Annotated in this window: 21 protein-coding genes; 8 read left to right on the top strand and 13 right to left on the bottom strand. The window is 68.8% G+C overall.

The genetic code is table 11. From position 1 onward, the window contains the following. Positions 1 to 166 precede the first annotated feature (166 nt). On the top strand, positions 167 to 670 hold the full coding sequence (locus tag V6M42_RS10135) for a DUF2199 domain-containing protein (RefSeq protein WP_332678381.1): 504 nt from the start codon (positions 167 to 169) through the stop codon (positions 668 to 670). An 8-nt stretch (positions 671 to 678) separates the two neighbouring features. Here V6M42_RS10135 and V6M42_RS10130 read toward each other — a convergent pair whose 3' ends face one another. The 7 genes from V6M42_RS10130 to crcB form a co-directional block, all read right to left on the bottom strand. After that, complete coding sequence (locus V6M42_RS10130; RefSeq protein ID WP_332678380.1) at positions 679 to 2,211, bottom strand: acyl-CoA carboxylase subunit beta; 1,533 nt, start codon at positions 2,209 to 2,211, stop codon at positions 679 to 681. Positions 2,212 to 2,266: 55 nt separating this feature from the next. Then, positions 2,267 to 2,584, bottom strand: coding sequence for a transcriptional regulator (locus tag V6M42_RS10125; RefSeq protein ID WP_332659637.1), 318 nt, complete (start codon positions 2,582 to 2,584; stop codon positions 2,267 to 2,269). Next, on the bottom strand, positions 2,581 to 3,051 hold the full coding sequence (locus tag V6M42_RS10120) for a hypothetical protein (RefSeq protein ID WP_332678379.1): 471 nt from the start codon (positions 3,049 to 3,051) through the stop codon (positions 2,581 to 2,583). Before V6M42_RS10120 ends, V6M42_RS10125 begins: the two co-directional genes overlap by 4 nt. 79 nt (positions 3,052 to 3,130) lie before the next feature. Next, positions 3,131 to 3,892, bottom strand: coding sequence for an ATP12 family chaperone protein (locus V6M42_RS10115; RefSeq protein WP_332678378.1), 762 nt, complete (start codon positions 3,890 to 3,892; stop codon positions 3,131 to 3,133). Between the two features lie 7 nt (positions 3,893 to 3,899). Further along, positions 3,900 to 4,577 (bottom strand): HAD-IA family hydrolase, encoded by a 678-nt coding sequence (locus V6M42_RS10110; protein WP_332678377.1) that lies wholly within the window; start codon positions 4,575 to 4,577, stop codon positions 3,900 to 3,902. A gap of 149 nt (positions 4,578 to 4,726) precedes the next feature. Then, positions 4,727 to 5,761 carry an RluA family pseudouridine synthase gene (locus tag V6M42_RS10105; protein ID WP_332678376.1) on the bottom strand — a complete coding sequence of 345 codons (1,035 nt, stop codon included), beginning with the start codon at positions 5,759 to 5,761 and terminating at the stop codon, positions 4,727 to 4,729. Then, positions 5,758 to 6,141 (bottom strand): fluoride efflux transporter CrcB, encoded by a 384-nt coding sequence (gene crcB, locus V6M42_RS10100; RefSeq protein ID WP_332659642.1) that lies wholly within the window; start codon positions 6,139 to 6,141, stop codon positions 5,758 to 5,760. Before crcB ends, V6M42_RS10105 begins: the two co-directional genes overlap by 4 nt. Before the next feature lie 47 nt (positions 6,142 to 6,188). Here crcB and V6M42_RS10095 point away from each other — a divergent pair, with 47 nt between their 5' ends. Together V6M42_RS10095 and V6M42_RS10090 are read left to right on the top strand one after the other, a co-directional pair. Beyond that, complete coding sequence (locus tag V6M42_RS10095; protein WP_332659643.1) at positions 6,189 to 6,629, top strand: DUF2214 family protein; 441 nt, start codon at positions 6,189 to 6,191, stop codon at positions 6,627 to 6,629. A gap of 143 nt (positions 6,630 to 6,772) precedes the next feature. Next, a complete protein-coding gene (locus V6M42_RS10090) occupies positions 6,773 to 7,990 on the top strand; it encodes a hypothetical protein (protein ID WP_332659644.1) in 1,218 nt (405 codons plus the stop codon). 147 nt (positions 7,991 to 8,137) lie between these two features. Here V6M42_RS10090 and V6M42_RS10085 read toward each other — a convergent pair whose 3' ends face one another. From V6M42_RS10085 to V6M42_RS10070, 4 genes are all read right to left on the bottom strand, one after another. Beyond that, positions 8,138 to 8,641 (bottom strand): CC0125/CC1285 family lipoprotein, encoded by a 504-nt coding sequence (locus tag V6M42_RS10085; protein WP_332659645.1) that lies wholly within the window; start codon positions 8,639 to 8,641, stop codon positions 8,138 to 8,140. A gap of 79 nt (positions 8,642 to 8,720) precedes the next feature. Further along, on the bottom strand, positions 8,721 to 9,446 hold the full coding sequence (locus tag V6M42_RS10080) for an RluA family pseudouridine synthase (protein WP_332659646.1): 726 nt from the start codon (positions 9,444 to 9,446) through the stop codon (positions 8,721 to 8,723). A 39-nt stretch (positions 9,447 to 9,485) separates the two neighbouring features. Next, positions 9,486 to 9,932 carry a hypothetical protein gene (locus V6M42_RS10075; protein WP_332659647.1) on the bottom strand — a complete coding sequence of 149 codons (447 nt, stop codon included), beginning with the start codon at positions 9,930 to 9,932 and terminating at the stop codon, positions 9,486 to 9,488. 63 nt (positions 9,933 to 9,995) lie between these two features. Beyond that, on the bottom strand, positions 9,996 to 11,309 hold the full coding sequence (locus V6M42_RS10070) for a replication-associated recombination protein A (RefSeq protein WP_332678375.1): 1,314 nt from the start codon (positions 11,307 to 11,309) through the stop codon (positions 9,996 to 9,998). 72 nt (positions 11,310 to 11,381) lie between these two features. On the opposite strand from V6M42_RS10070, the gene V6M42_RS10065 reads away from it, so the two are divergent. Next, positions 11,382 to 11,798, top strand: a complete 417-nt coding sequence (locus V6M42_RS10065; protein ID WP_332678374.1) for a VOC family protein — start codon at positions 11,382 to 11,384, stop codon at positions 11,796 to 11,798. Here the strand turns inward: V6M42_RS10065 and V6M42_RS10060 are convergent. Further along, on the bottom strand, positions 11,795 to 13,177 hold the full coding sequence (locus tag V6M42_RS10060; protein WP_332678373.1) for a trypsin-like peptidase domain-containing protein: 1,383 nt from the start codon (positions 13,175 to 13,177) through the stop codon (positions 11,795 to 11,797). The two genes, V6M42_RS10065 and V6M42_RS10060, sit on opposite strands and share 4 nt — an antisense overlap. 62 nt (positions 13,178 to 13,239) lie before the next feature. Then, the gene (locus V6M42_RS10055) at positions 13,240 to 14,502 is read right to left on the bottom strand and encodes a TCR/Tet family MFS transporter (protein ID WP_332678372.1); all 1,263 of its coding nucleotides are present in this window, start codon (positions 14,500 to 14,502) and stop codon (positions 13,240 to 13,242) included. Positions 14,503 to 14,583: 81 nt separating this feature from the next. Between V6M42_RS10055 and V6M42_RS10050 the strand changes: the two genes are divergently transcribed. The 4 genes from V6M42_RS10050 to V6M42_RS10035 are packed head-to-tail and all read left to right on the top strand — an operon-like array spanning position 14,584 to position 17,699. After that, positions 14,584 to 14,976: a bleomycin resistance protein gene (locus V6M42_RS10050; RefSeq protein ID WP_332659653.1), complete on the top strand. Its 393-nt coding sequence runs from the start codon at positions 14,584 to 14,586 to the stop codon at positions 14,974 to 14,976. 48 nt (positions 14,977 to 15,024) lie between these two features. Continuing rightward, positions 15,025 to 15,927, top strand: coding sequence for an ABC transporter ATP-binding protein (locus tag V6M42_RS10045; RefSeq protein WP_332678371.1), 903 nt, complete (start codon positions 15,025 to 15,027; stop codon positions 15,925 to 15,927). Continuing rightward, positions 15,917 to 16,789, top strand: a complete 873-nt coding sequence (locus V6M42_RS10040; protein WP_332659656.1) for a hypothetical protein — start codon at positions 15,917 to 15,919, stop codon at positions 16,787 to 16,789. The genes V6M42_RS10045 and V6M42_RS10040 overlap by 11 nt, the downstream gene beginning before the upstream one ends. A gap of 4 nt (positions 16,790 to 16,793) precedes the next feature. Next, complete coding sequence (locus V6M42_RS10035; RefSeq protein ID WP_332678370.1) at positions 16,794 to 17,699, top strand: hypothetical protein; 906 nt, start codon at positions 16,794 to 16,796, stop codon at positions 17,697 to 17,699.

Genomic DNA, 17,699 nt, shown 5'->3' with positions numbered 1-17,699 from the left:
TCCGCGTCAGGCGCCAGGCCGGCGGAGGCGGTCTCGACGCCGGGGCGGGAGGCGAAGACCTGCTCGGCGGTGGGGGAGCGGAGGCGGTTGCGGGAGCAGAGGAAGAGGAGGTTGGTCACGCCTGACCCGCTACCATTGAGAGCACATCGCCAGTAAGAACAAACTCATGTCGTCGTCCTTTACCTGCCCAACCTGCGGCCTCATTCACGACGGCTTCCCTGCCCTGGTGTTCCAGGGACCTGCGGCGTGGGATTGGGCGACCGACGAGGAACGGAAGGCGGACTGGTCACTTCAAAGCGATTTCTGCCGCTTCAAGGACATCGACTTCTATGTTCGATGCGTTCTGGTGCTGCCGATTATCGACACCGAGCAGACACTGGAGTTCGGAGTCTGGTCGACGTTAAGCAAGGCCAATATCGACCGATACCGGGATAGTTTCGAGGACCACGACCAGTCGAAACTGGGGCCGATGTTTGGCTGGTTTTCGAACGAGCTTCCCGGCTACCCGGACACAGCCGGGCTCAAATGCCATGTGCTGCCGCGAGACCATCGACAACGTCCGCTGATTGCGTTGGAACCGATCGACCATCCGCTTGCGATCCACCAGCGAGACGGGATCACGATTGAAGAGGCAACCCGCTACTTCCACACGCACGCGGATTCGACGTGAGCCGAGCCCTAAAGCGGAATATTATCGTGCTTCTTCCACGGATTGCTCTGCTGCTTGTTCTTCAGCGTCCGTAGCGCCCGGATCAGGCGCCGCCGGGTCCCGTGCGGCATGATCACGTCGTCGATGTAGCCGAGGCCCGCCGCCACGAAGGGGTTGGCGAACTTCTCCTTGTACTCGGCCTCGCGCGCCGCCAGCGCTTCCGGATCGCCGGCTTCCTTGCGGAAGATGATCTCGACCGCGCCCTTGGCGCCCATGACGGCGATCTCGGCCGAGGGCCAGGCGTAGTTGACGTCGCCGCGCAGGTGTTTGGAGCTCATCACGTCATAGGCGCCGCCATAGGCCTTGCGCGTGATGACGGTCAGCTTGGGCACCGTGGCCTCGGCATAGGCGAACAGCAGCTTGGCGCCGTGCTTGATCAGGCCGCCGTACTCCTGACGCGTGCCGGGCATGAAGCCGGGAACGTCGACGAAGGTCACCAGCGGGATGTCGAAGGCGTCGCAGAAGCGCACGAAGCGGGCGGCCTTGCGGCTGGAGTCGATGTCGAGGACGCCGGCCAGGACCTGGGGCTGGTTGGCGACGACGCCGACGGTCTGGCCGTCGAGGCGGCCGAAGCCGGTGACGATGTTCTTCGCGAAGTCCGGGCCGATCTCGAAGAATTCGGCCTCGTCGACCGTCTTCAGGATCAGCTCCTTGATGTCATAGGGCTGGTTCGGATTGGCCGGGACCAGGGTGTCGAGGCTGGCCTCGTCGCGCTCGGGATCGTCATAGCTGTCGCGGACCGGGGGCTTTTCGCGGTTCGACAGGGGCAGGAAGCCGATCAGGCGGCGGACCTCGCTGAGGGCCTCCAGATCGTTCTCGAAGGCGCCGTCGGCGACGCCGGACTTCTGCGAATGGACGCGGGCGCCGCCCAGGTCCTCGTGGGTGACCACCTCGTTGGTGACCGTCTTCACCACGTCGGGGCCGGTCACGTACATGTAGCTCGTGTCCTTCACCATGAAGATGAAGTCGGTGATGGCGGGGGAATAGACGTCGCCGCCGGCGCAGGGGCCCATGATGACGCTGATCTGGGGGATGACGCCCGAGGCCAGGGTGTTCTGGAGGAAGATGTCGGCGTAGCCGGCAAGGGCTTCCACGCCTTCCTGGATGCGGGCGCCGCCGGCGTCGAACAGGCCGATGATCGGGGCGCCGTTGGTCAGGGCCATGGTCTGGATCTTGACGATCTTGGCCGCGTGGGCGCCCGAAAGAGAGCCGCCGAAGACGGTGAAATCCTTGGAGAAGACGTAGACCAGACGGCCGCCGATGGTGCCGCGGCCGGTGACCACGCCGTCGCCGGGGATGCGCTGGGCCTCCATGCCGAACTGGGTCGAGCGGTGCTCGACGAACATGTCGGTTTCCTCGAAGCTGCCCTCGTCCAGCAGGACGTCGATGCGTTCGCGGGCGGTCAGCTTGCCCTTGCCGTGCTGGCTGGCGATGCGTTTCTCGCCGCCGCCGAGGCGGGCGCCGGCGCGGCGCTGTTCCAGCTGTTCGAGGATGGTCTTCATGCGGCGTCTCCTTGAGCGCTGGCTTAAGGAGACGCGCGGGCGGAGGCAAGCGACCCTAGCCGGAGAATCCCTCGCCGAGGCGCGGGGTCTCGACCATGCCGGCCAGTCGCTGGAGTTCGGCGACATGGGCGGCAAAGGCGCGGCGGCCCTGGGCCGTGAAGGCCGCCCAGGTGCGCTGGCGGCCGTCGCTGGCCTGTTTCCGGAGCCTTATGTAGCCAGCGTCTTCCAGCTGTTTCAGATGTTTGGACAGGACGGAGTCCGAGACCGCGAGGGCCTCGCGGATCATGGCGAACTCCGCCTCGTCCGCCGCCGACAGGATGCCGCAGATCTGAAGCCGGCCGGGGGCGTGGATGACGGCGTCAAAACCGCTCATTCGCCGACCCCGGTTTCGCGCCGGTAGACGCGCCGCCACTGACGGGACCCGATCATGCAGAAGACGAAGGCGACGGCCATGAGGCCGGCCGCTCCGAGCGCCAGCATGACGCCCGAGGTTGCGAAATGGTTCAGCAGGATGGCGAGCACCATCAGCGGGAGCATCGCCAGACCCAGGCCGATGCCGACCCAGCGGGCGCGCCGCGGCGACAGGCCGGTGATCCCGACGCCCAGCCGGTCCGACTCGCGCCGGAAAAGCACGGCCAGCAGGATCACGCCGACAGCGACGCCGAGCGTGTTGAGGGGCATGTCCAGCACCTGCGTCCCGACCATCATGGCGCAGATGGCGGAATAGCTGAGATCGTATCGCCGTGACCCGGCCGCGACCCTGCGCTGGACATCGCGCTGGGAGCGCTGGATCGCAGCGAGCGCCTCGGCGGGCGTCGTGTTGTGGTCCGGGTCGGCCATGGCGTCTTCCTCACTTTCCGAATTGGAAAATGATCGAGACTTTCCAACTTGGCAAGCGGAAACTTTCCAACATGGAAAGTTAGCCGAGGGCGCGGAACCACCGGTCCAGCAGGACGGCCTCGGCGCGGCGGCCGGCGGTACGCGCGGCGGCCTCCTCATCGACGCCCCACTGGCGCTCCTGGAAGGCTTCGTCGAGGCGGCTGAGCTCGAAGGCGGCCTCGCCCGACACGACGCCGCGCTGGACGGCGAGGCCGAGGACGGCCGAGCCCAGCAGGGGCACGGCGGTCGCGAGACCCGTCAGGGCGAAATCGTCCAGCCGCAGGGCCAGATCCTCCACCCGGGCGATGGCCGCCGGGTCCTGGGCCCGGTGGACGATGCCCTCGGCCGGCTCGAGAACCACGCCCAGCTCCAGCGCCGCCCAGTCGCGCCAGGGCGTCCATTCGCGGGCCTGTTCGAGGGCCAGCGAGGTCGGGTGGTCGGCGAGGTAGCAGAGCAGGTCCGAACCGGCGAAGGCGGCGATCTCTTCGGCCACGGGCTGGCGGGCCTGACTGACGCGGTCGATGGCGGTGGAGGCCAGACGGGTGGCGGGCATGGTCGCCGGGTCGATGAACTCGCCCTGGGCGGCCCATTCGTCGGCGACGAGGCGGGCGGCGGCCTCGGTGGGCAGGATCAGTTGGGCGTGGGCGGGGGTCTTGGGCGTGCGGCCGTCGAGCGTGACCGCCCAACCCCCGTCCCGCTCCGCCACGTCCGCCGTGGTCCAGAAGCGTTTGAGGCGTTCCTCGGACTCGCGGAAGCCCTTGCGGGCGGCGACGTTGGGATCGAGGGGCGGGATGTGGCTCATGCGGGTCTCAGGCGGCGCGGGTCAGGTCGGCGAAGCCGTCCAGCACCACGGTCAGTTCGGAGAAGGATCGGGCGACGTGACGGGCCCCGGCGGCCTGCTGTTCCTCGACCGTGTGAAAGCCCCAGGCGACGCCCAGCGGCAGGACGCCGGCGTTGACGGCCATCGTGATGTCGTGAGCGGTGTCGCCGATCATGACGGTGCGCGCGGGGTCGCTGTCGCAGGCGGCCATGGCGGCATGGAGCATGGCGGGGTCGGGCTTGCCGGGGCCGTCCTCGGCGCAGTGGGAGGAGATGAACAGGTCGGCCCAGCCCTCGCGGGCCAGGTTGCGGGTCACGCCGCGGCGGTTCTGGCCCGTCGCCAGCGCCAGCCGCCAGCCGTCGCGGTGCAGGCGGCGCAGGGTGGTCATGGCCTCGGGGTAGAGCGGCTCCTCGTGGCCCTCGGCGTACATGCGGTTGAAGCTGGCGCGGAAGCCGGCGACGAAACGGGCCAGTTCCTCAGGGTTCAGACCGGGCTCCAGGACCGCCATGGCGTGCTCCAGCGACAGGCCGACGATCTGCCGGACGCGGTCGTAGTCCGGTTCCGGCAGGCCGATGTCGCGCGCGGCCTCGCAGGCGGCGCGGTGGATCGAGGCGCGGCTGTCGACCAGGGTGCCGTCGATGTCGAAGACTGCGAGGGGGCGGCTCACCTAAACACCGTGCATCCCCGCGAAGGCGGGGACCCAGGCTTGAGCGGCGGCAAGGGCGGTTAGTATTCTGGCGGCGCCGTCGTCCGGCAGCGGGGCCGTAGCCAAAACCTGGGTCCCCGCCTTCGCGGGGATGCACGGAATTGGAGAAATCATCGCTGCCGTCTCACCCCTTCGAACGGATCGCTCTCGTTGCCCTCGGCCTCCTCGAAGCCGAAATGGGCGAAGCCGGCCTTCATTTCGGCGCTCAGCGGGGCCTCGACCTTCAGCATGCCGCCGCGCGGATGCTCCAGCTCGATGCTGCGGGCGTGGAGCTGCAGCTTCAGAGGCCCTGACAGCTCCTTCGACTTCTCGTCCCCGTATTTGGGGTCCCCGAGGATCGGATGGCCGATGCCCGCCATGTGGGCCCGAAGCTGGTGCGTCCGGCCGGTGAAGGGGCGCAGGGCCATCCACGAGGCGCGGTGGGCGGCGCGGCTGATGGTGGCGAAGGCGGTCTCGGCCGGCTCGGCGCGCGGGTCCTTGCGGTCGGCCGGGCGCATCATCTCGAAGTCGTTGATGCCGGTCTTCTTCAGCGGCATGTCGATCTGGCCGGCCGAGGGCTTGGGATTGCCGATGACGATGGCCCAGTAGGTCTTCTTCGCCTGACGCCGGGCGAAGGCGCCGGCCAGCCGCTTGGCCGCCTCGGGACCCTTGCCCAGCAGCAGGACGCCGGAGGTGTCGCGGTCGAGGCGGTGCACCAGACGCGGGCGGTCCATCCCCTCCCCCCAGGCTGACAGCAGGCGGTCGACGTGGCGGCTGGTCTTGGTGCCGCCCTGGACGGCGAGGCCGTGGGGCTTGTTGATGGCGATGACCATGTCGTCCTCGTAGAGGACCAGCGACTTGGCGAATTTGATGTCCTGGGGCGACAGGGTGTGGACGTCGCCGGCCTGACGCGAGGTGTCGTCGGGGATCGGGGGCACGCGCACGGCGGCGCCGGCGGTCAGGCGTCCTTCGGGCTTGATGCGGGCGCCGTCGACGCGGATCTGGCCGCTGCGGGCCATCTTCTGCACCTGGATGTTGGACAGGTGCGGCCAGCGCCGGCGGAACCAGCGGTCCAGCCGGATGCCGTCCTCGGCCTCGGCGACATAGAGGGTCAGGACCTCGCGCTTGGGGGCGGGCTCGGCGTCCTTGATGGGTTCGTCGGTCAAAGGGCGGCTCCGAAGGCGCGGCGGGCGACCATCAGGCCGATAAACAGGGCGGCGATCGACAGGACCACCGAGGCGGCGACGTATCCGGCCGCCAAGGCGAATTCACGGCGCTCGATCATCAGGGCGGTTTCCAGCGAGAAGGCCGAGAAGGTGGTGAAGCCGCCCAGCACGCCCATGGCGGCGAAGAGGCGCAGGCTTTCGCTGTGAAGCCCGCCGCGGAAGGCCAGCCAGCCGACCAGCGCGCCCATCAGCAGGCCGCCGACGACGTTGGTCGTCAGCGTCGCCCACGGCCAGCCGGTCGACGGAACCAGACGGGCGACGCCATAGCGGGCGACGGCGCCGAGGGCGCCCCCGGCTGCGACGATCAGAAAACGTGTCATGATCCGGCGCTTATACCCGACGCGGCGGCAAAACGAAGGAGGCGCGCATGCTCGACCTTGGACTGGCGATTGCGCACCACGTCCTCGTGTTCGGACTGGTCGCCATGCTGATGGCCGAGCGCGTCATGGTGCAGGCGCCGGTCATCGATGTCCCGAAGCTGGCGCGGCTGGACGCCGGATTCGGCGCCACGGCGGGCCTGATCCTGGCCGTCGGGGCCTGCCGCGTCGTCTTCGGCGGCAAGGGCTGGGCCTTCTACGAGGCCAACCCCTTCTTCTGGGCCAAGCTGGCCGCCTTCCTGATCATCGGTCTGGTTTCGATCGCGCCGACAGTCCGTTTCATGGTCTGGGCGCGAGCCGTGAAGGCCGATCCCTCGTTCCAGCCGGACGAGACCAACCGGCGCAAGGTGCGCACGGCGCTGGGCGTGGAAGCCCTGCTGCTGGTTCCGCTGCTCGGCTTCGCGGCGGCCATGGCGCGATATCCGTTCTGACCGAAACTTCACTTGCCGACGCACAGGGTTAACGCCGATACCTGAGCCATGGCGCAGCTTCGCGCCATGAGGGAAGACCATCGGCCCGGGGGCGGCGATCCGCCATACTGCCGGGCTCAGGGGATCAGGGACCGCCGAAGCGTATGTCGCACGACGATCATCACCACGGGCACGGCCACGATGCGCACGGCGCGCCTTTCGACGGCGGCCACGGCGGTCAGGGGCATGACGCCCGGCTGCACGGCGCGATCCCGCCCGCGCCCAATCCGCCGCCGCCCGGCGCCGCGGACAGCCCGCACCGCGCCGCGCCCCAGCCGACGCCCCGCGCCGCCGAGCCGCTGCGCGAGGGCGAGGGCATCCTGAGGCCCATTCAGGACAGCGAGTATTTCTCGACCGCCCCGGGCGCCGAGGCGATCGTCTCGGCCCATATCGACGAATATTTCAACCAGCCGCTGGACCTGTTCCCCTTCTGGGAAGACGGCCGCAAGCCGGATCGCTTCCACGTCCTGTTCAACCGCCAGATCGAGGAGCGTTTCCCGATCGACCAGGACATTCGCAGCCATGTCCACAACTACGGACGCGGCGTGTTCGGGGCGCTGATGGTTCACATCGGGGTCAAACGGCTGAACCAGGCGCTCGCGCTGATCGCCTTCGCCGCCCTGGCGACGCTGGGGCCGACCTGGTTCACGGGCTGGACCGGATCGCCGCAGACGGGCCTCGGGCTCGCCATCGGGGCGATGATCGTGTTGTTCGGCCTGTGGTGGGGCGTCCAGGCGGTGCTGTTCACCCAGTACCGGTTCCGGCTGGAGAACGATTCCTACGAGATGTCGCGCGAGATCGTGCAGCGGACGCGCGAACTGCAGAACCTGTTCACCTCGGCCCGGGCCATGGCCGACCAGGCCGAGACCCAGTTCCAGATGGACGGCAAGGGCTGGGGCGCCCGCGCCATGTATCTGACCCGGCTGACCATGTGGCTGGGCGCGCGGATGGAATACCTCGAGAAGTACGTCCAGATGGAGCTGTGGCGCGTGCGGCGCGAGCGCTACTGGACCCGCTGGCTGCAGCGGTTCGCCACGCCCCTGATCCTGGTCGTCTGGCTGGTGCTGTTCGCGCTGGAGCCGGTCGCCGGCGACATGATGACCTTCCGAGGCCTGCAGGGGCTGGCGGTCGTGCTCGGGGTGCTGGTCAGCTGGGTTTCGTACGTGCGCTGGCGCACGCCGATGGAGGCCATCCAGCAGAAGCTGGGGGTCGAGGGCTGGGTCCGCTACGCCTCGCTGGACGTCGACAACGCCGTGGGCGAACAGGTCCGCCGCGACAAGGAACGGCTGGTCGAATACCGGGCGCTGACGCGGGGCCGGTGAAACTATCCCGCCCGTGCATCCCCGCGAAGGCGGGGACCCAGGCTTTAGCCTCGCCACCGACGCCCGGGGTTTGCGTTGGTTCGTTCAATCAGTCCGGTCGCCGCTTAAACCTGGGTCCCCGCCTTCGCGGGGATGCACGGATAGATCTTACCGCCGCAGCGAGCTCTGGACTTCCCGCGCGTCATAGGCGTTCGGGCGGTCCGGCCGGGGCCCGTTGCCCATGATCACCTCGAGGGTGGTCGAGGTGGCCGACGGGCCGCTGAAATTCAGTCCGACGCCGATGCCCACCCCGGAGGTGGAATAGTTGCCGTAGCGGCCGCCGTCGTAGGAGCTGCCGCCGAACCCGACGCCGACATTGGGCTGGAAGCTGCCGCCGCTGTCCGGGCGGCCGTCGATCCAGCGCTGGGTGACCTCGAACCAGTCATAGCCCTCCGAGGTGGTCAGTTCGGCCGCGCGCAGCAGGGCGTAGTCCGCGACGGGTCCAGCAGCGCCGACGCCGTTATAGGTGACGCGGTAGCGGTTGGATTCGATGCGCTGCTCGGCATAGCCCTGCCCGCCCGGCTTGGCTTGCATGCCATAGGGGGCCAGGCTGGCGCAGGCCGACAGGGCCAGGCCCGCGGCGACGATCAGGGGCAGGGTGAAACGGGTCATGACGGAACTCTCCGGGCGTTTCTGAAATAGCGCCGGGGAATGGCGGAGGTTCCTGTGTGCGCCAGCCGATAAAGGCTGGTCAGAGACCCGCCGCCGCCTTGAGCGCCTCGAAATCCTCGGGCGGGGGCGCCTCGACGGTGCGATAGCCGCCCTCGGGATGGGGAAAGACCAGTTTCGCCGCGTGCAGCATCAGGCGGGGCGCGGCGCGGCCGGCAAAGGTCAGGGCCCCGCCATAGCGGGCGTCCCCGGCCAGCGGACGGCCGATGGAGGCCATGTGGACGCGCAACTGGTGCATCCGGCCGGTCGCCGGATCGAGCTCGACCAGCGCGCCGTCGTCGGAGGCGGACAGGGTGCGGTAGCGGCTGAGGGCGGGCTGGGCGCCGGGCGTATCGGGGGCGACGGCGCGCATGTAGCTTTCGCGGCCGATCTCCTGACGCAGCAGCGGCTTGTCGATGACGCCGCCCGCCGGTTCGGGCGCTGCTGAGACGAGGGCCAGATAGGTCTTCTTGAACCGCCGCGCCTGCATGGCCTTGCCGAGGAAACCGGCGGCCGGCTTGGTCTTGGCCGCCAGGATGACGCCCGAGGTGTCGCGGTCCAGCCGGTGGACCAGATCGGGCCGCTTCCCGTTCGAGCGGGCGAAGGCCCACAGCAGGTCGTCCAGCGTATGCGCCTGGATGCGGCCGCCCTGGCTGGACAGGCCCGCGGGCTTGTTGAAGGCGATCACGGCCTCGTCCTCGTGGATGATCCACGAACGGACGGCGGCGATGTCGTCTTCAGACAGGGAGGCGGGGGAACGGTCGGTCACGCGCCTGCATAGGCGAAAGACCGACCGTCCGTCAGCCCCTCAGCGCAGGACGCCCGTCTTCTGCAGGGTCCAGGCGTACCAGATGAAGAAGACGCAGGCCGCGCCGATGACGATCTGCATCGGCCACATCGACCCCATGGCCTCCATGCCGTTCGACATGCCGAAGGCGTAGACCGCGCCGGCCAGCCAGCCGAGGAACGAGACGGCGAACACAGGGGTCGCCCACTTGCGGCGGAGCAGCAGGAACAGCCCGCCCAGCAGGCCGCCCCAGACCCCGATGGCCCAGGCCGCGTGGGTCCAGGCGGGCATGGCGTTGAAATATTCCAGCTGGGCTGCGGTCATGCCCATCTGGGCGAACCATTCATCACGGTTCGTCTGGGTCATGACGTAGTCGACACAGCCGAAGCCGTTCCACAGCACGCTCACTATGCCCACCACCCACAGATGCCAGGGCGTGCGGGTCGTCATTGAAGTCGTATCGGTCATCATCCCCTCCCAAGGTCGATCGATGGGCGGAGGCTAGACCCAAAAACGGTGTTACGGCAACGGTCAGTCGGGGTCCGCGGCCGGGGCGTCGGCCCGCATCGCGGCCCAGCGCTCGAGCCGCTCCTTCACCTTCGCCTCATGCCCCTCCCCCTTCGGCGCATAGAAGGTCCGGCGCTCCATGCCGTCGGGGAAGAAGTTGGCGCCCGAGAAGCCCTCGGGGGTGCTGGGGTCGTACTGGTAGCCCTTGCCGTAGCCGAGCTGTTTCATCAGCTTGGTCGGAGCGTTGCGGATGTGCGCCGGCGGCATCAGCGAGCCGGTCTCGTGCGCCGCCTTCTTCGCCGCCTTGAAGGCCTCATAGACCCCCACGGACTTGGGCGCGGTGGCCAGATGGACCACGGCCTGGGCCAGGGCCAGTTCGCCCTCGGGACTGCCCAGGAAGTCATAGGTATCCTTGGCCGCGTTCGCGACCAGCAGGGACAGGGGGTCGGCCTCGCCGATGTCCTCGACCGCCATGCGCACGATGCGGCGGGCCAGATACAGCGGATCCTCGCCCCCGTTCAGCATCCGCGCCAGCCAGTAGAGGGCGGCGTCGGGATCGGAGCCGCGCACCGACTTATGCAGGGCGGAGATCAGGTTGTAGTGCTCCTCCCGGCTCTTGTCGTAGGCGGGGGCGCGCTTCTGCAGGATGCCGGCCAGGGCCTGGACATCCAGCGGATCGGTCGAGGTCAGGTCGAACAGCACCTCGGACATGGTCAGCAGATAGCGGCCGTCCCCGTCGGCGAGCGCGAGCAGCGCCTGACGAGCTTCGGGGGTCAGCGGCAGGGTCTTGCCCTCCTGCCCCTCGGCGCGAATCAACAGTTGATTGAGAGCCTCGTCGTCGAGGCGTTTCAGGACATAGACCTGCGACCGTGACAGCAGCGCCCCGTTCAGTTCGAACGACGGGTTCTCGGTCGTCGCGCCGACGAGGGTGACGATCCCCTCCTCCACGAACGGCAGGAAGCCGTCCTGCTGGGCGCGGTTGAAGCGGTGGATCTCGTCGACGAACAGCAGGGTCGACTGGCCGGCGGCGCGGCGCATGCGGGCGGCCTCGAACGCCTTCTTCAGATCGGCGACGCCCGAGAAGACCGCGCTGATCTGCTGGAACTGATAGCCGGCGGCCTGGGCCAGCAGGCGGGCGATGGTGGTCTTGCCGGTGCCCGGAGGCCCCCACAGGATCATCGAGCCCAGACGCCCGGCCTCGACCATGCGCCGGATCGGCCCGCCGGGCCCCAGCAGGTGATCCTGGCCCACCACCTCGTCGAGGGTGCGGGGGCGCAGGCGGTCGGCCAGGGGCGCGTCGGGAGGATGGATGCCGGAGGCTTCGAACAGGTCGGTCATGCAGGTCCAGAGATAGGCGTTACCGCCGGGGTTTTCACGCGTTAGTATCGGATCGGACGCAGGAGACCGGCGATGACGGACGACACGGCTCAAGGCCCGGCCACAGGTCTGGCCCCTCACCTGACCATCCCCTCGCGCGGCGGTCAGGCGGCGATCGAATTCTACACCCGGGCCTTCGGGGCCGAGGAGGTCCGGCGGCACATGGCCGAGGACGGCGAGCGGGTGATGCACGCCTATCTGACGATCAACGGCGCGGCCGTCATGCTCAACGACGAATTCCCGGAGTTCAACGGCGAGCAGGACATCGTGCCCAGGGGGGTGACCATCCACCTTCAGGTCGACGACGCCGACGAATGGTGGAACCGCGCCATCCTGGCCGGCGGCGTGCCCCTGTTCCCGATTGCCGACCAGTTCTGGGGCGACCGCTACGGCCAGCTGAGAGACCCGTTCGGCCACACCTGGTCGATCGGATCGCCGATCCAGGGCTAGCGCACCAGCAGGGTCGCCTGCTGACCGCGGCGCTGGATCGTGACTTCCGAGCCTCGCGGAACGTTGGCCAGCTGGGCGGTCGAGGTGACGTTGCGGCCGTCGACAGCCACGATCAGATCGCCCCGGGCCAGAAACCGGCTGGCGAAGCCCCGCCGGTCGACCGCGCCGACCACGATGCCGTCGGTGAACGGGTCCGCGCCCAGCCGGTCCGCCAGGGCCGGGTTCAGGGCGATGATTTGCGCCCCCGAGAAGACGCCGTTCTGGACCACGGTCGCCTTGTCCACGTCGGCGTCGCCGGGCAGCGGCTGGACCCGCGCGTTCAGCGTCTCGGCCCGGCCGTCGCGCAGCACGGACACGCGCACGGTCTCGTTCGGCTCGCGGGTTCCAACCCTGTAGTTCAGTCCGCCCTGATCGTTGATCTCGGCCCCGTCGACGGCGGTGATGACGTCGCCGGTCTGCACGCCCGCGCGCGCCCCCGGACCGCCGGCGTAGACCTCGGTGACGACCAGTCCCTGCGGACGGTCGAGGCCGAGGCTGCGGGCGACGTCGGCGCTGACCGCCTCGCCCTTCACGCCCAGCCAGGGCCGGACCACGGCCGTGGCGCCGCCGACGGCCGAGTCCACCACCCGGCGCACCGCCGCCGCGGGCACGGCGAAGCCGACGCCCGAGGATGAGCCGGAACGCGAGAAGATGGCCGTGTTGATGCCGATCAGGTCGCCGTCCATGTCGACCAGCGCCCCGCCGGAGTTGCCGGGATTGATGGCGGCGTCGGTCTGGATGAAGGAGCCGGAATCCGAGATGCCCGTGTCGGTCCGGTTCAGGGCCGAAATGATGCCGTTGGTCACCGTCTGGCCGACGCCGAACGGGTTGCCGATGGCCAGCACCAGATCGCCGATCTGCTGTTCCTCGCGGTCGTCGATGTTCAGGGTCGGCAGCCGCTCGTTGACGCCCTCCAACTGCAGCACGGCGATGTCGGACCGCTCGTCGGCCAGAACGACGCGGGCCTCGAACTCGCGCCGGTCGTTCAGCACGACCTTGATCTGCTGCATGCCGTTGATGACGTGATAGTTGGTCACCACCACGCCCGTGTCGCGCACGATCACGCCGGAGCCGACCGAGCCGACCTGCTGTTCGCGGGTGCCCTGGCCGAACATGGACCAGAACGGGTCCTGCACGCGTTGAACGCCCCTCGCCGAGACATTGACCACGGCCGGCGCCGCCGTGCGCACCACGGGGGCGAAACTGGCCTTCATCGACATGGAGTCGCCCGGGACGATCCGGTTGTCGGCGAAGACGCCGTCCTGGGCTTTCGTGTCGTTGGGCTGGCCGCAGGCGGCGAGCAGCAGGACGGAGGCGATGGCGAGCGTACGGGTCTTCATGGTCATCCGGTTCAGTCAGAAACGCACAGGCGACGCCATTCCGCACCGGCTTTTGGACCGGATCAAGGCGTTGGCGGGGCCTCAACGGGCAGGGCGTCGCGACGTTCCTGACCCCGCCCCACCAGCCAGCCGATCACCGCCGCCAGAAGCAGGACCAGCGCCGCCAGATAGAAGGACAGGCCCGGCATCTGGATGACCGCGAACTCGCCGACAGACCGCGAATAGACCCAGCCGAAGAACAGCGGCGACATGACGCCGGCGATCGAGGCCACGCTCATGTTCGCGCCCTGAAGCTGGCCCTGTTCGTCCTCGCCGACGCGGCGGGTCATCAGGGCCTGAAGGGTGGGCATGGCGAGGCCCCACAGGGCGTTGGGCAGCATGGCGGCGATGAACCACAGGCCGTCCGGGGCCCAGCCCATGGCGGCGATCCCGACGGTGCCGCCGATGAGGCCCAGCACCATCGTCCACCGGTCGCCCAGCCGTTTGACGACCGGTCCCACCAGAACGCCCTGCACCAGCATGTCCAGCACGCCGACGAGGGCCAGCAGCAGGCCCACCTCGCGCGGCCCCCAGCCGTAGCGCCAGGCCGCATACAGCACGAACACCGCCGAGAAGACGTGGTGGGCGAAGTAGAGCAGGAAATTCACGACCGCCAGGCCGCTGAGCTCGGGGTGGCGGCGCAGCAGGATCAGGGAGCCGACGGGATTGGCCCGCTTCCAGCTGAAGTCCATCCGCTTGTCGACCGGCAGGCTCTCGGGCAGCACCATCAGGCCGTACAGGAAGGCCACGGTCGACAGGCCGGCGGCGAACCAGAAGGGCACGCGGGGCCCGAACTCGCCAAGGAAGCCGCCCAGGACGGGCCCCAGCACGAAACCGCCCGAGAAGGCCGCGCCGATCAGCCCATAGGCCCGGGCCCGTTTCTCGGGCGCGGTGATGTCGGCCATATAGGCGTAGACGGTGGTGAAGCTGGACGAGGTGATGCCGGCGATGATCCGCCCCACGGCCAGCCACCACAGGTCCGGCGCCAGGGCCATCAGCACATAGTCCAGCGCCAGGCCCGCGCAGCTGATCAGGATGACGGGGCGGCGGCCGTACTTGTCCGACAGCGAGCCGATGATCGGCGAACAGACGAACTGCATCAGGGCCCAGAGCGCCACGAAGACGCCGTTGATCACGCCGGCCTGGGCGTTGGAGCCGACGAAGTCCTCGATCAGCCGCGGCAGGACGGGGATGATGATCCCCATGGCCACGATATCCAGCACCGCCGTCACGAAGATGAAGGCGAGCGCGGCGCGATGGGTGCGGAAGCGGTTGAGGGCGGACATGGGAGGCCTTGTGGGGGACGGGCCTTCTAGCCGACCCGCATGCGCCCGTCAGCCCTGTGGTAAGGTCAGGGCGGAGGCCCCATGACCAACTTCCTTCAGGTGACGCCCTTCCTGCATGTCGCGGACCTGCAGAAGGCGCTGGACTTCTTCACGGACATTCTCGGTTTCACCGTGCCGTTCCGACAGCCGGGCTACGCCTACATCCACCGCGAGACGGTCGGCTTCCGGCTGTTGCAGACCGAGGACTGCGAGGCGACGCCGGGCCATCGCCGCTTCGCCTATTACATCGACGTACGCGACGTGGACGCCCTGTACGCCGAGCTGAAACCGAAGCTGGACACACTGCCGCCCGGGGACGTGCACGGCCCGGCGGACAAGCCCTATCACCAGCGCGAACTGCTGGTGCTGGCTCCGGACGGCGAACTGATCGCCTTCGGCATGGCCATTCCGCAAGCCGAGGTTGCGAAAGCTTAATCCGTCGACGTCTTGCGCGAACCGGCGGCGCAAGGCCAAGCTGACGGCATGACAACCGTGATCGAAACCCGTGGGCTGACCAAGACCTACGGAAAAGTGCGCGCCCTCGACGGGCTGGACCTGTCGATCCCGAGGGGTGGCGTCTATGGCGTGCTGGGCCCGAACGGGGCCGGAAAGTCGACGCTGTTCCGCATCCTGCTGGGCCTGATCCGGGCCTCGGACGGGACGGCGACGGTGATGGGCGGCGGCGTCGGCGACGTGGCCGCCATGCGCCGCATGGGCTCGATGATCGAGACCCCCCGCTTCCCGCCCTACATGACGGCCCGCCAGGTGCTGCGCTGGCTGGCGCTGGAGCACGGCGTGGCGGCCGAGGCCGATATTCCCCGCTGGCTGGACCGCGTCGGCCTGACCGAGGCCGCCGACCGCAAGGTGCGCGGCTTCTCGGTCGGCATGCTGCAGCGTCTGGGCGTCGCCGGCGCCCTGCTGAGCAAGCCCGAACTGGTCATTCTGGATGAACCGACCAGCGGCATGGATCCCCCCGGGATTCAGGAGATGCGGGCCCTGATCCGGTCCCTGGCCGACGACGACGGCGTGACGGTGGTCCTGGCCAGCCACCAGTTGCTGGAGGTCCAGCGCGTCTGCGATCGCGTCGCCATCATGAACCGCGGCAAGCTGGTGCGCGAAGGCGCGGTCAGCGAACTGACGGCGACGGGCGAACGCCTGCGCCTGTCGGTCAAGCCGGTGGAGCGGGTCGCTGAAATTCTGGGCGCGAACGGGGCCCGGGACGGCGGAGCGGTCCTGGCCAACATCGCCCGCGCCGAAGCCCCCGCCCTCATCAAGGCCCTGGTTGAGGCCGGGATCGAGATCGACGAGGCGCGCTGGGTCGGCGCCGATCTGGAGAGCGTGTTCATGAGCGAGACCGGCCATCAGGAGACGCCCCATGCTGGTTGACGCCATCCGCGCGGAAAGCTTCCGCCTGTCGAAGAACAGGACGGCCCTGTTCTGGAGTCTGTTGTTCGTGCCGATCTTCTCCCTGGTCATCGGGGCGATCACCAGTTTCGTGCTCAAGGGCAGCGAGACCAAGATTCTGGGCGACGCCCAGATGCCGCCCGAGCTGAAGGAAGCCATGGGCCGGGGCACGCTGGATATGGGCCATGCCCTGGTCGCCGGTGCAGGCGGACTCGCCAACCCGCTGGTCCTGTTGTTCGTCCTGATCGGCGCGGCCACCCTCTATGCGGGCGACTACCGCTGGGAGACCTGGCGGCTGATCAGCGCGCGCAACAGCCGCTCCAACCTGCTGCTGGCCAAGCTGACCACGGTGGCGGGGCTCGCGCTGGCGGCGATGGCGCTGATGCTGATCGCCTCGCTCGCCGAAAATCTGATCCGTGCGGCGGTGTTCGAGCGTCAGCTGACGTTCTCCATGACGGGCGGGATGGCGGGCCAATTCCTGGCCTTCACCGGCCTGTCCTGGCTTCGGATCCTTCAGTTCACGATGATGGGGATGCTGGCGGCCGTGGTGACCCGGTCCCTGCTGGCGGCGCTGTTCATCCCGCTGGTGGTCGGCGTGGCGCAGTTCTTCTCGCCGCAGATGCTGGTGCCTATGGGGATCACTCCTGACGCCTGGCTGGCCGTGCTGGTGAATCCCGGCTCGGCGACCGACGCGGTCAAGGCCCTGATCGAGGGCGGCGCCAGTGCGGCGGCCCTGCCCGACGGGATGGCGGTCAAGGCCTGGACCAGTCTTGCACTCTGGACCTTCGGTCCGCTGGCGGCGGCCCTCGCCTGGTTCCCGAGGCAGGACCTCTCGAAGGAGTAGGACCATGCTTCCGGTTCAGGCCGCCCTCCTTCTCGCCCTGGCCAGCCCCGCGACGCAGGCGCTCCCCGGCGCCCAGGTTCCGGCGGCGGGCGACCCCGTCGAGATCGAGGACGTGCTGGTCACCGGCCGGCCGCTGCGGGAAATGATCGAGAATTTCGTCGACGAGGTCGCGGAACCGCCCCGGGGGCGCGGCCCCGCCCGCTGGGACCGCAAGGTTTGCGTCGGCGTGGTGAATCTGAGGCGCGAGCCCGCCCAGGTCATGATCGATCGGGTGTCGCGCGTCGCGCTCGATATCGGTCTGGAGATCGGCGAGCCAGGCTGCAGCCCGAACATTCTGGTGCTGGCGACACACGACGCCGTCGGCCTCGCCACGGCCCTGATCGAAACCCGGCCCAACGCCTTCCGACCGAACTATGCAGGGGCCGCGCGCAGCGCCGCCGCACTGGAGCGGTTCCGGACCACGGACGACCCGGTTCGCTGGTGGCACGTGGCCATACCCATCGATTCCGACACGGGCGTGCCCGCCGTTCGAATGCCGGGAGAGGCCCCGCCCAGGTTGGCGACGCTCGGAGGCCTGTTGAGAACCGAGTTCCGCAACGACCTGCGCCGCGCCTTCGTCATCGTGGACATCGACCGGGCGGTCGGGGTGAATTTCCAGCAACTCAGCGACTATGTGGCCATGGTCGCCTTCGCCCAGATCGACCCGGAAGCGGACCTCACACCCTATCCGACGGTGTTGAATCTCTTCCAGGCCCCGTCCGCCGTCGACAGCCTCACGGACTGGGACCGGTCGTATCTGACCGCCCTCTATGACGCGGAGTTGAACCAGAAGAACCCGGACTCGCAGAGCGGGGCCGTGAGCGGCGCCATGGTCCGGGACCGCGAGCAGGCGCCTCCGGCCCGGGAATAG

Origin of the sequence: Brevundimonas sp. (assembly GCF_036677305.1) — a bacterium.
Classification (GTDB): domain Bacteria; phylum Pseudomonadota; class Alphaproteobacteria; order Caulobacterales; family Caulobacteraceae; genus Brevundimonas.
The sequence above is the reverse complement of the archived record's forward strand: the minus strand, read 5'-3'. Positions and strand labels throughout refer to the sequence as shown.

Excerpts from the sequence above, each read along its gene's own strand:
- V6M42_RS10055 (WP_332678372.1), bottom strand. The coding sequence starts at position 14,502 with ATGTCCGCCCTCAACCGCTTCCGCACCCATCGCGCCGCGCTCGCCTTC.
- V6M42_RS10040 (WP_332659656.1), top strand. The coding sequence starts at position 15,917 with ATGCTGGTTGACGCCATCCGCGCGGAAAGCTTCCGCCTGTCGAAGAAC.
- V6M42_RS10115 (WP_332678378.1), bottom strand. The coding sequence starts at position 3,892 with ATGAGCCACATCCCGCCCCTCGATCCCAACGTCGCCGCCCGCAAGGGC.
- V6M42_RS10060 (WP_332678373.1), bottom strand. The coding sequence starts at position 13,177 with ATGAAGACCCGTACGCTCGCCATCGCCTCCGTCCTGCTGCTCGCCGCC.
- V6M42_RS10125 (WP_332659637.1), bottom strand. The coding sequence starts at position 2,584 with ATGAGCGGTTTTGACGCCGTCATCCACGCCCCCGGCCGGCTTCAGATC.
- V6M42_RS10065 (WP_332678374.1), top strand. The coding sequence starts at position 11,382 with ATGACGGACGACACGGCTCAAGGCCCGGCCACAGGTCTGGCCCCTCAC.
- V6M42_RS10070 (WP_332678375.1), bottom strand. The coding sequence starts at position 11,309 with ATGACCGACCTGTTCGAAGCCTCCGGCATCCATCCTCCCGACGCGCCC.
- V6M42_RS10090 (WP_332659644.1), top strand. The coding sequence starts at position 6,773 with ATGTCGCACGACGATCATCACCACGGGCACGGCCACGATGCGCACGGC.
- V6M42_RS10120 (WP_332678379.1), bottom strand. The coding sequence starts at position 3,051 with ATGGCCGACCCGGACCACAACACGACGCCCGCCGAGGCGCTCGCTGCG.
- V6M42_RS10050 (WP_332659653.1), top strand. The coding sequence starts at position 14,584 with ATGACCAACTTCCTTCAGGTGACGCCCTTCCTGCATGTCGCGGACCTG.
- V6M42_RS10095 (WP_332659643.1), top strand. The coding sequence starts at position 6,189 with ATGCTCGACCTTGGACTGGCGATTGCGCACCACGTCCTCGTGTTCGGA.
- V6M42_RS10135 (WP_332678381.1), top strand. The coding sequence starts at position 167 with ATGTCGTCGTCCTTTACCTGCCCAACCTGCGGCCTCATTCACGACGGC.
- V6M42_RS10045 (WP_332678371.1), top strand. The coding sequence starts at position 15,025 with ATGACAACCGTGATCGAAACCCGTGGGCTGACCAAGACCTACGGAAAA.
- V6M42_RS10075 (WP_332659647.1), bottom strand. The coding sequence starts at position 9,932 with ATGACCGATACGACTTCAATGACGACCCGCACGCCCTGGCATCTGTGG.
- crcB (WP_332659642.1), bottom strand. The coding sequence starts at position 6,141 with ATGACACGTTTTCTGATCGTCGCAGCCGGGGGCGCCCTCGGCGCCGTC.
- V6M42_RS10130 (WP_332678380.1), bottom strand. The coding sequence starts at position 2,211 with ATGAAGACCATCCTCGAACAGCTGGAACAGCGCCGCGCCGGCGCCCGC.
- V6M42_RS10085 (WP_332659645.1), bottom strand. The coding sequence starts at position 8,641 with ATGACCCGTTTCACCCTGCCCCTGATCGTCGCCGCGGGCCTGGCCCTG.
- V6M42_RS10035 (WP_332678370.1), top strand. The coding sequence starts at position 16,794 with ATGCTTCCGGTTCAGGCCGCCCTCCTTCTCGCCCTGGCCAGCCCCGCG.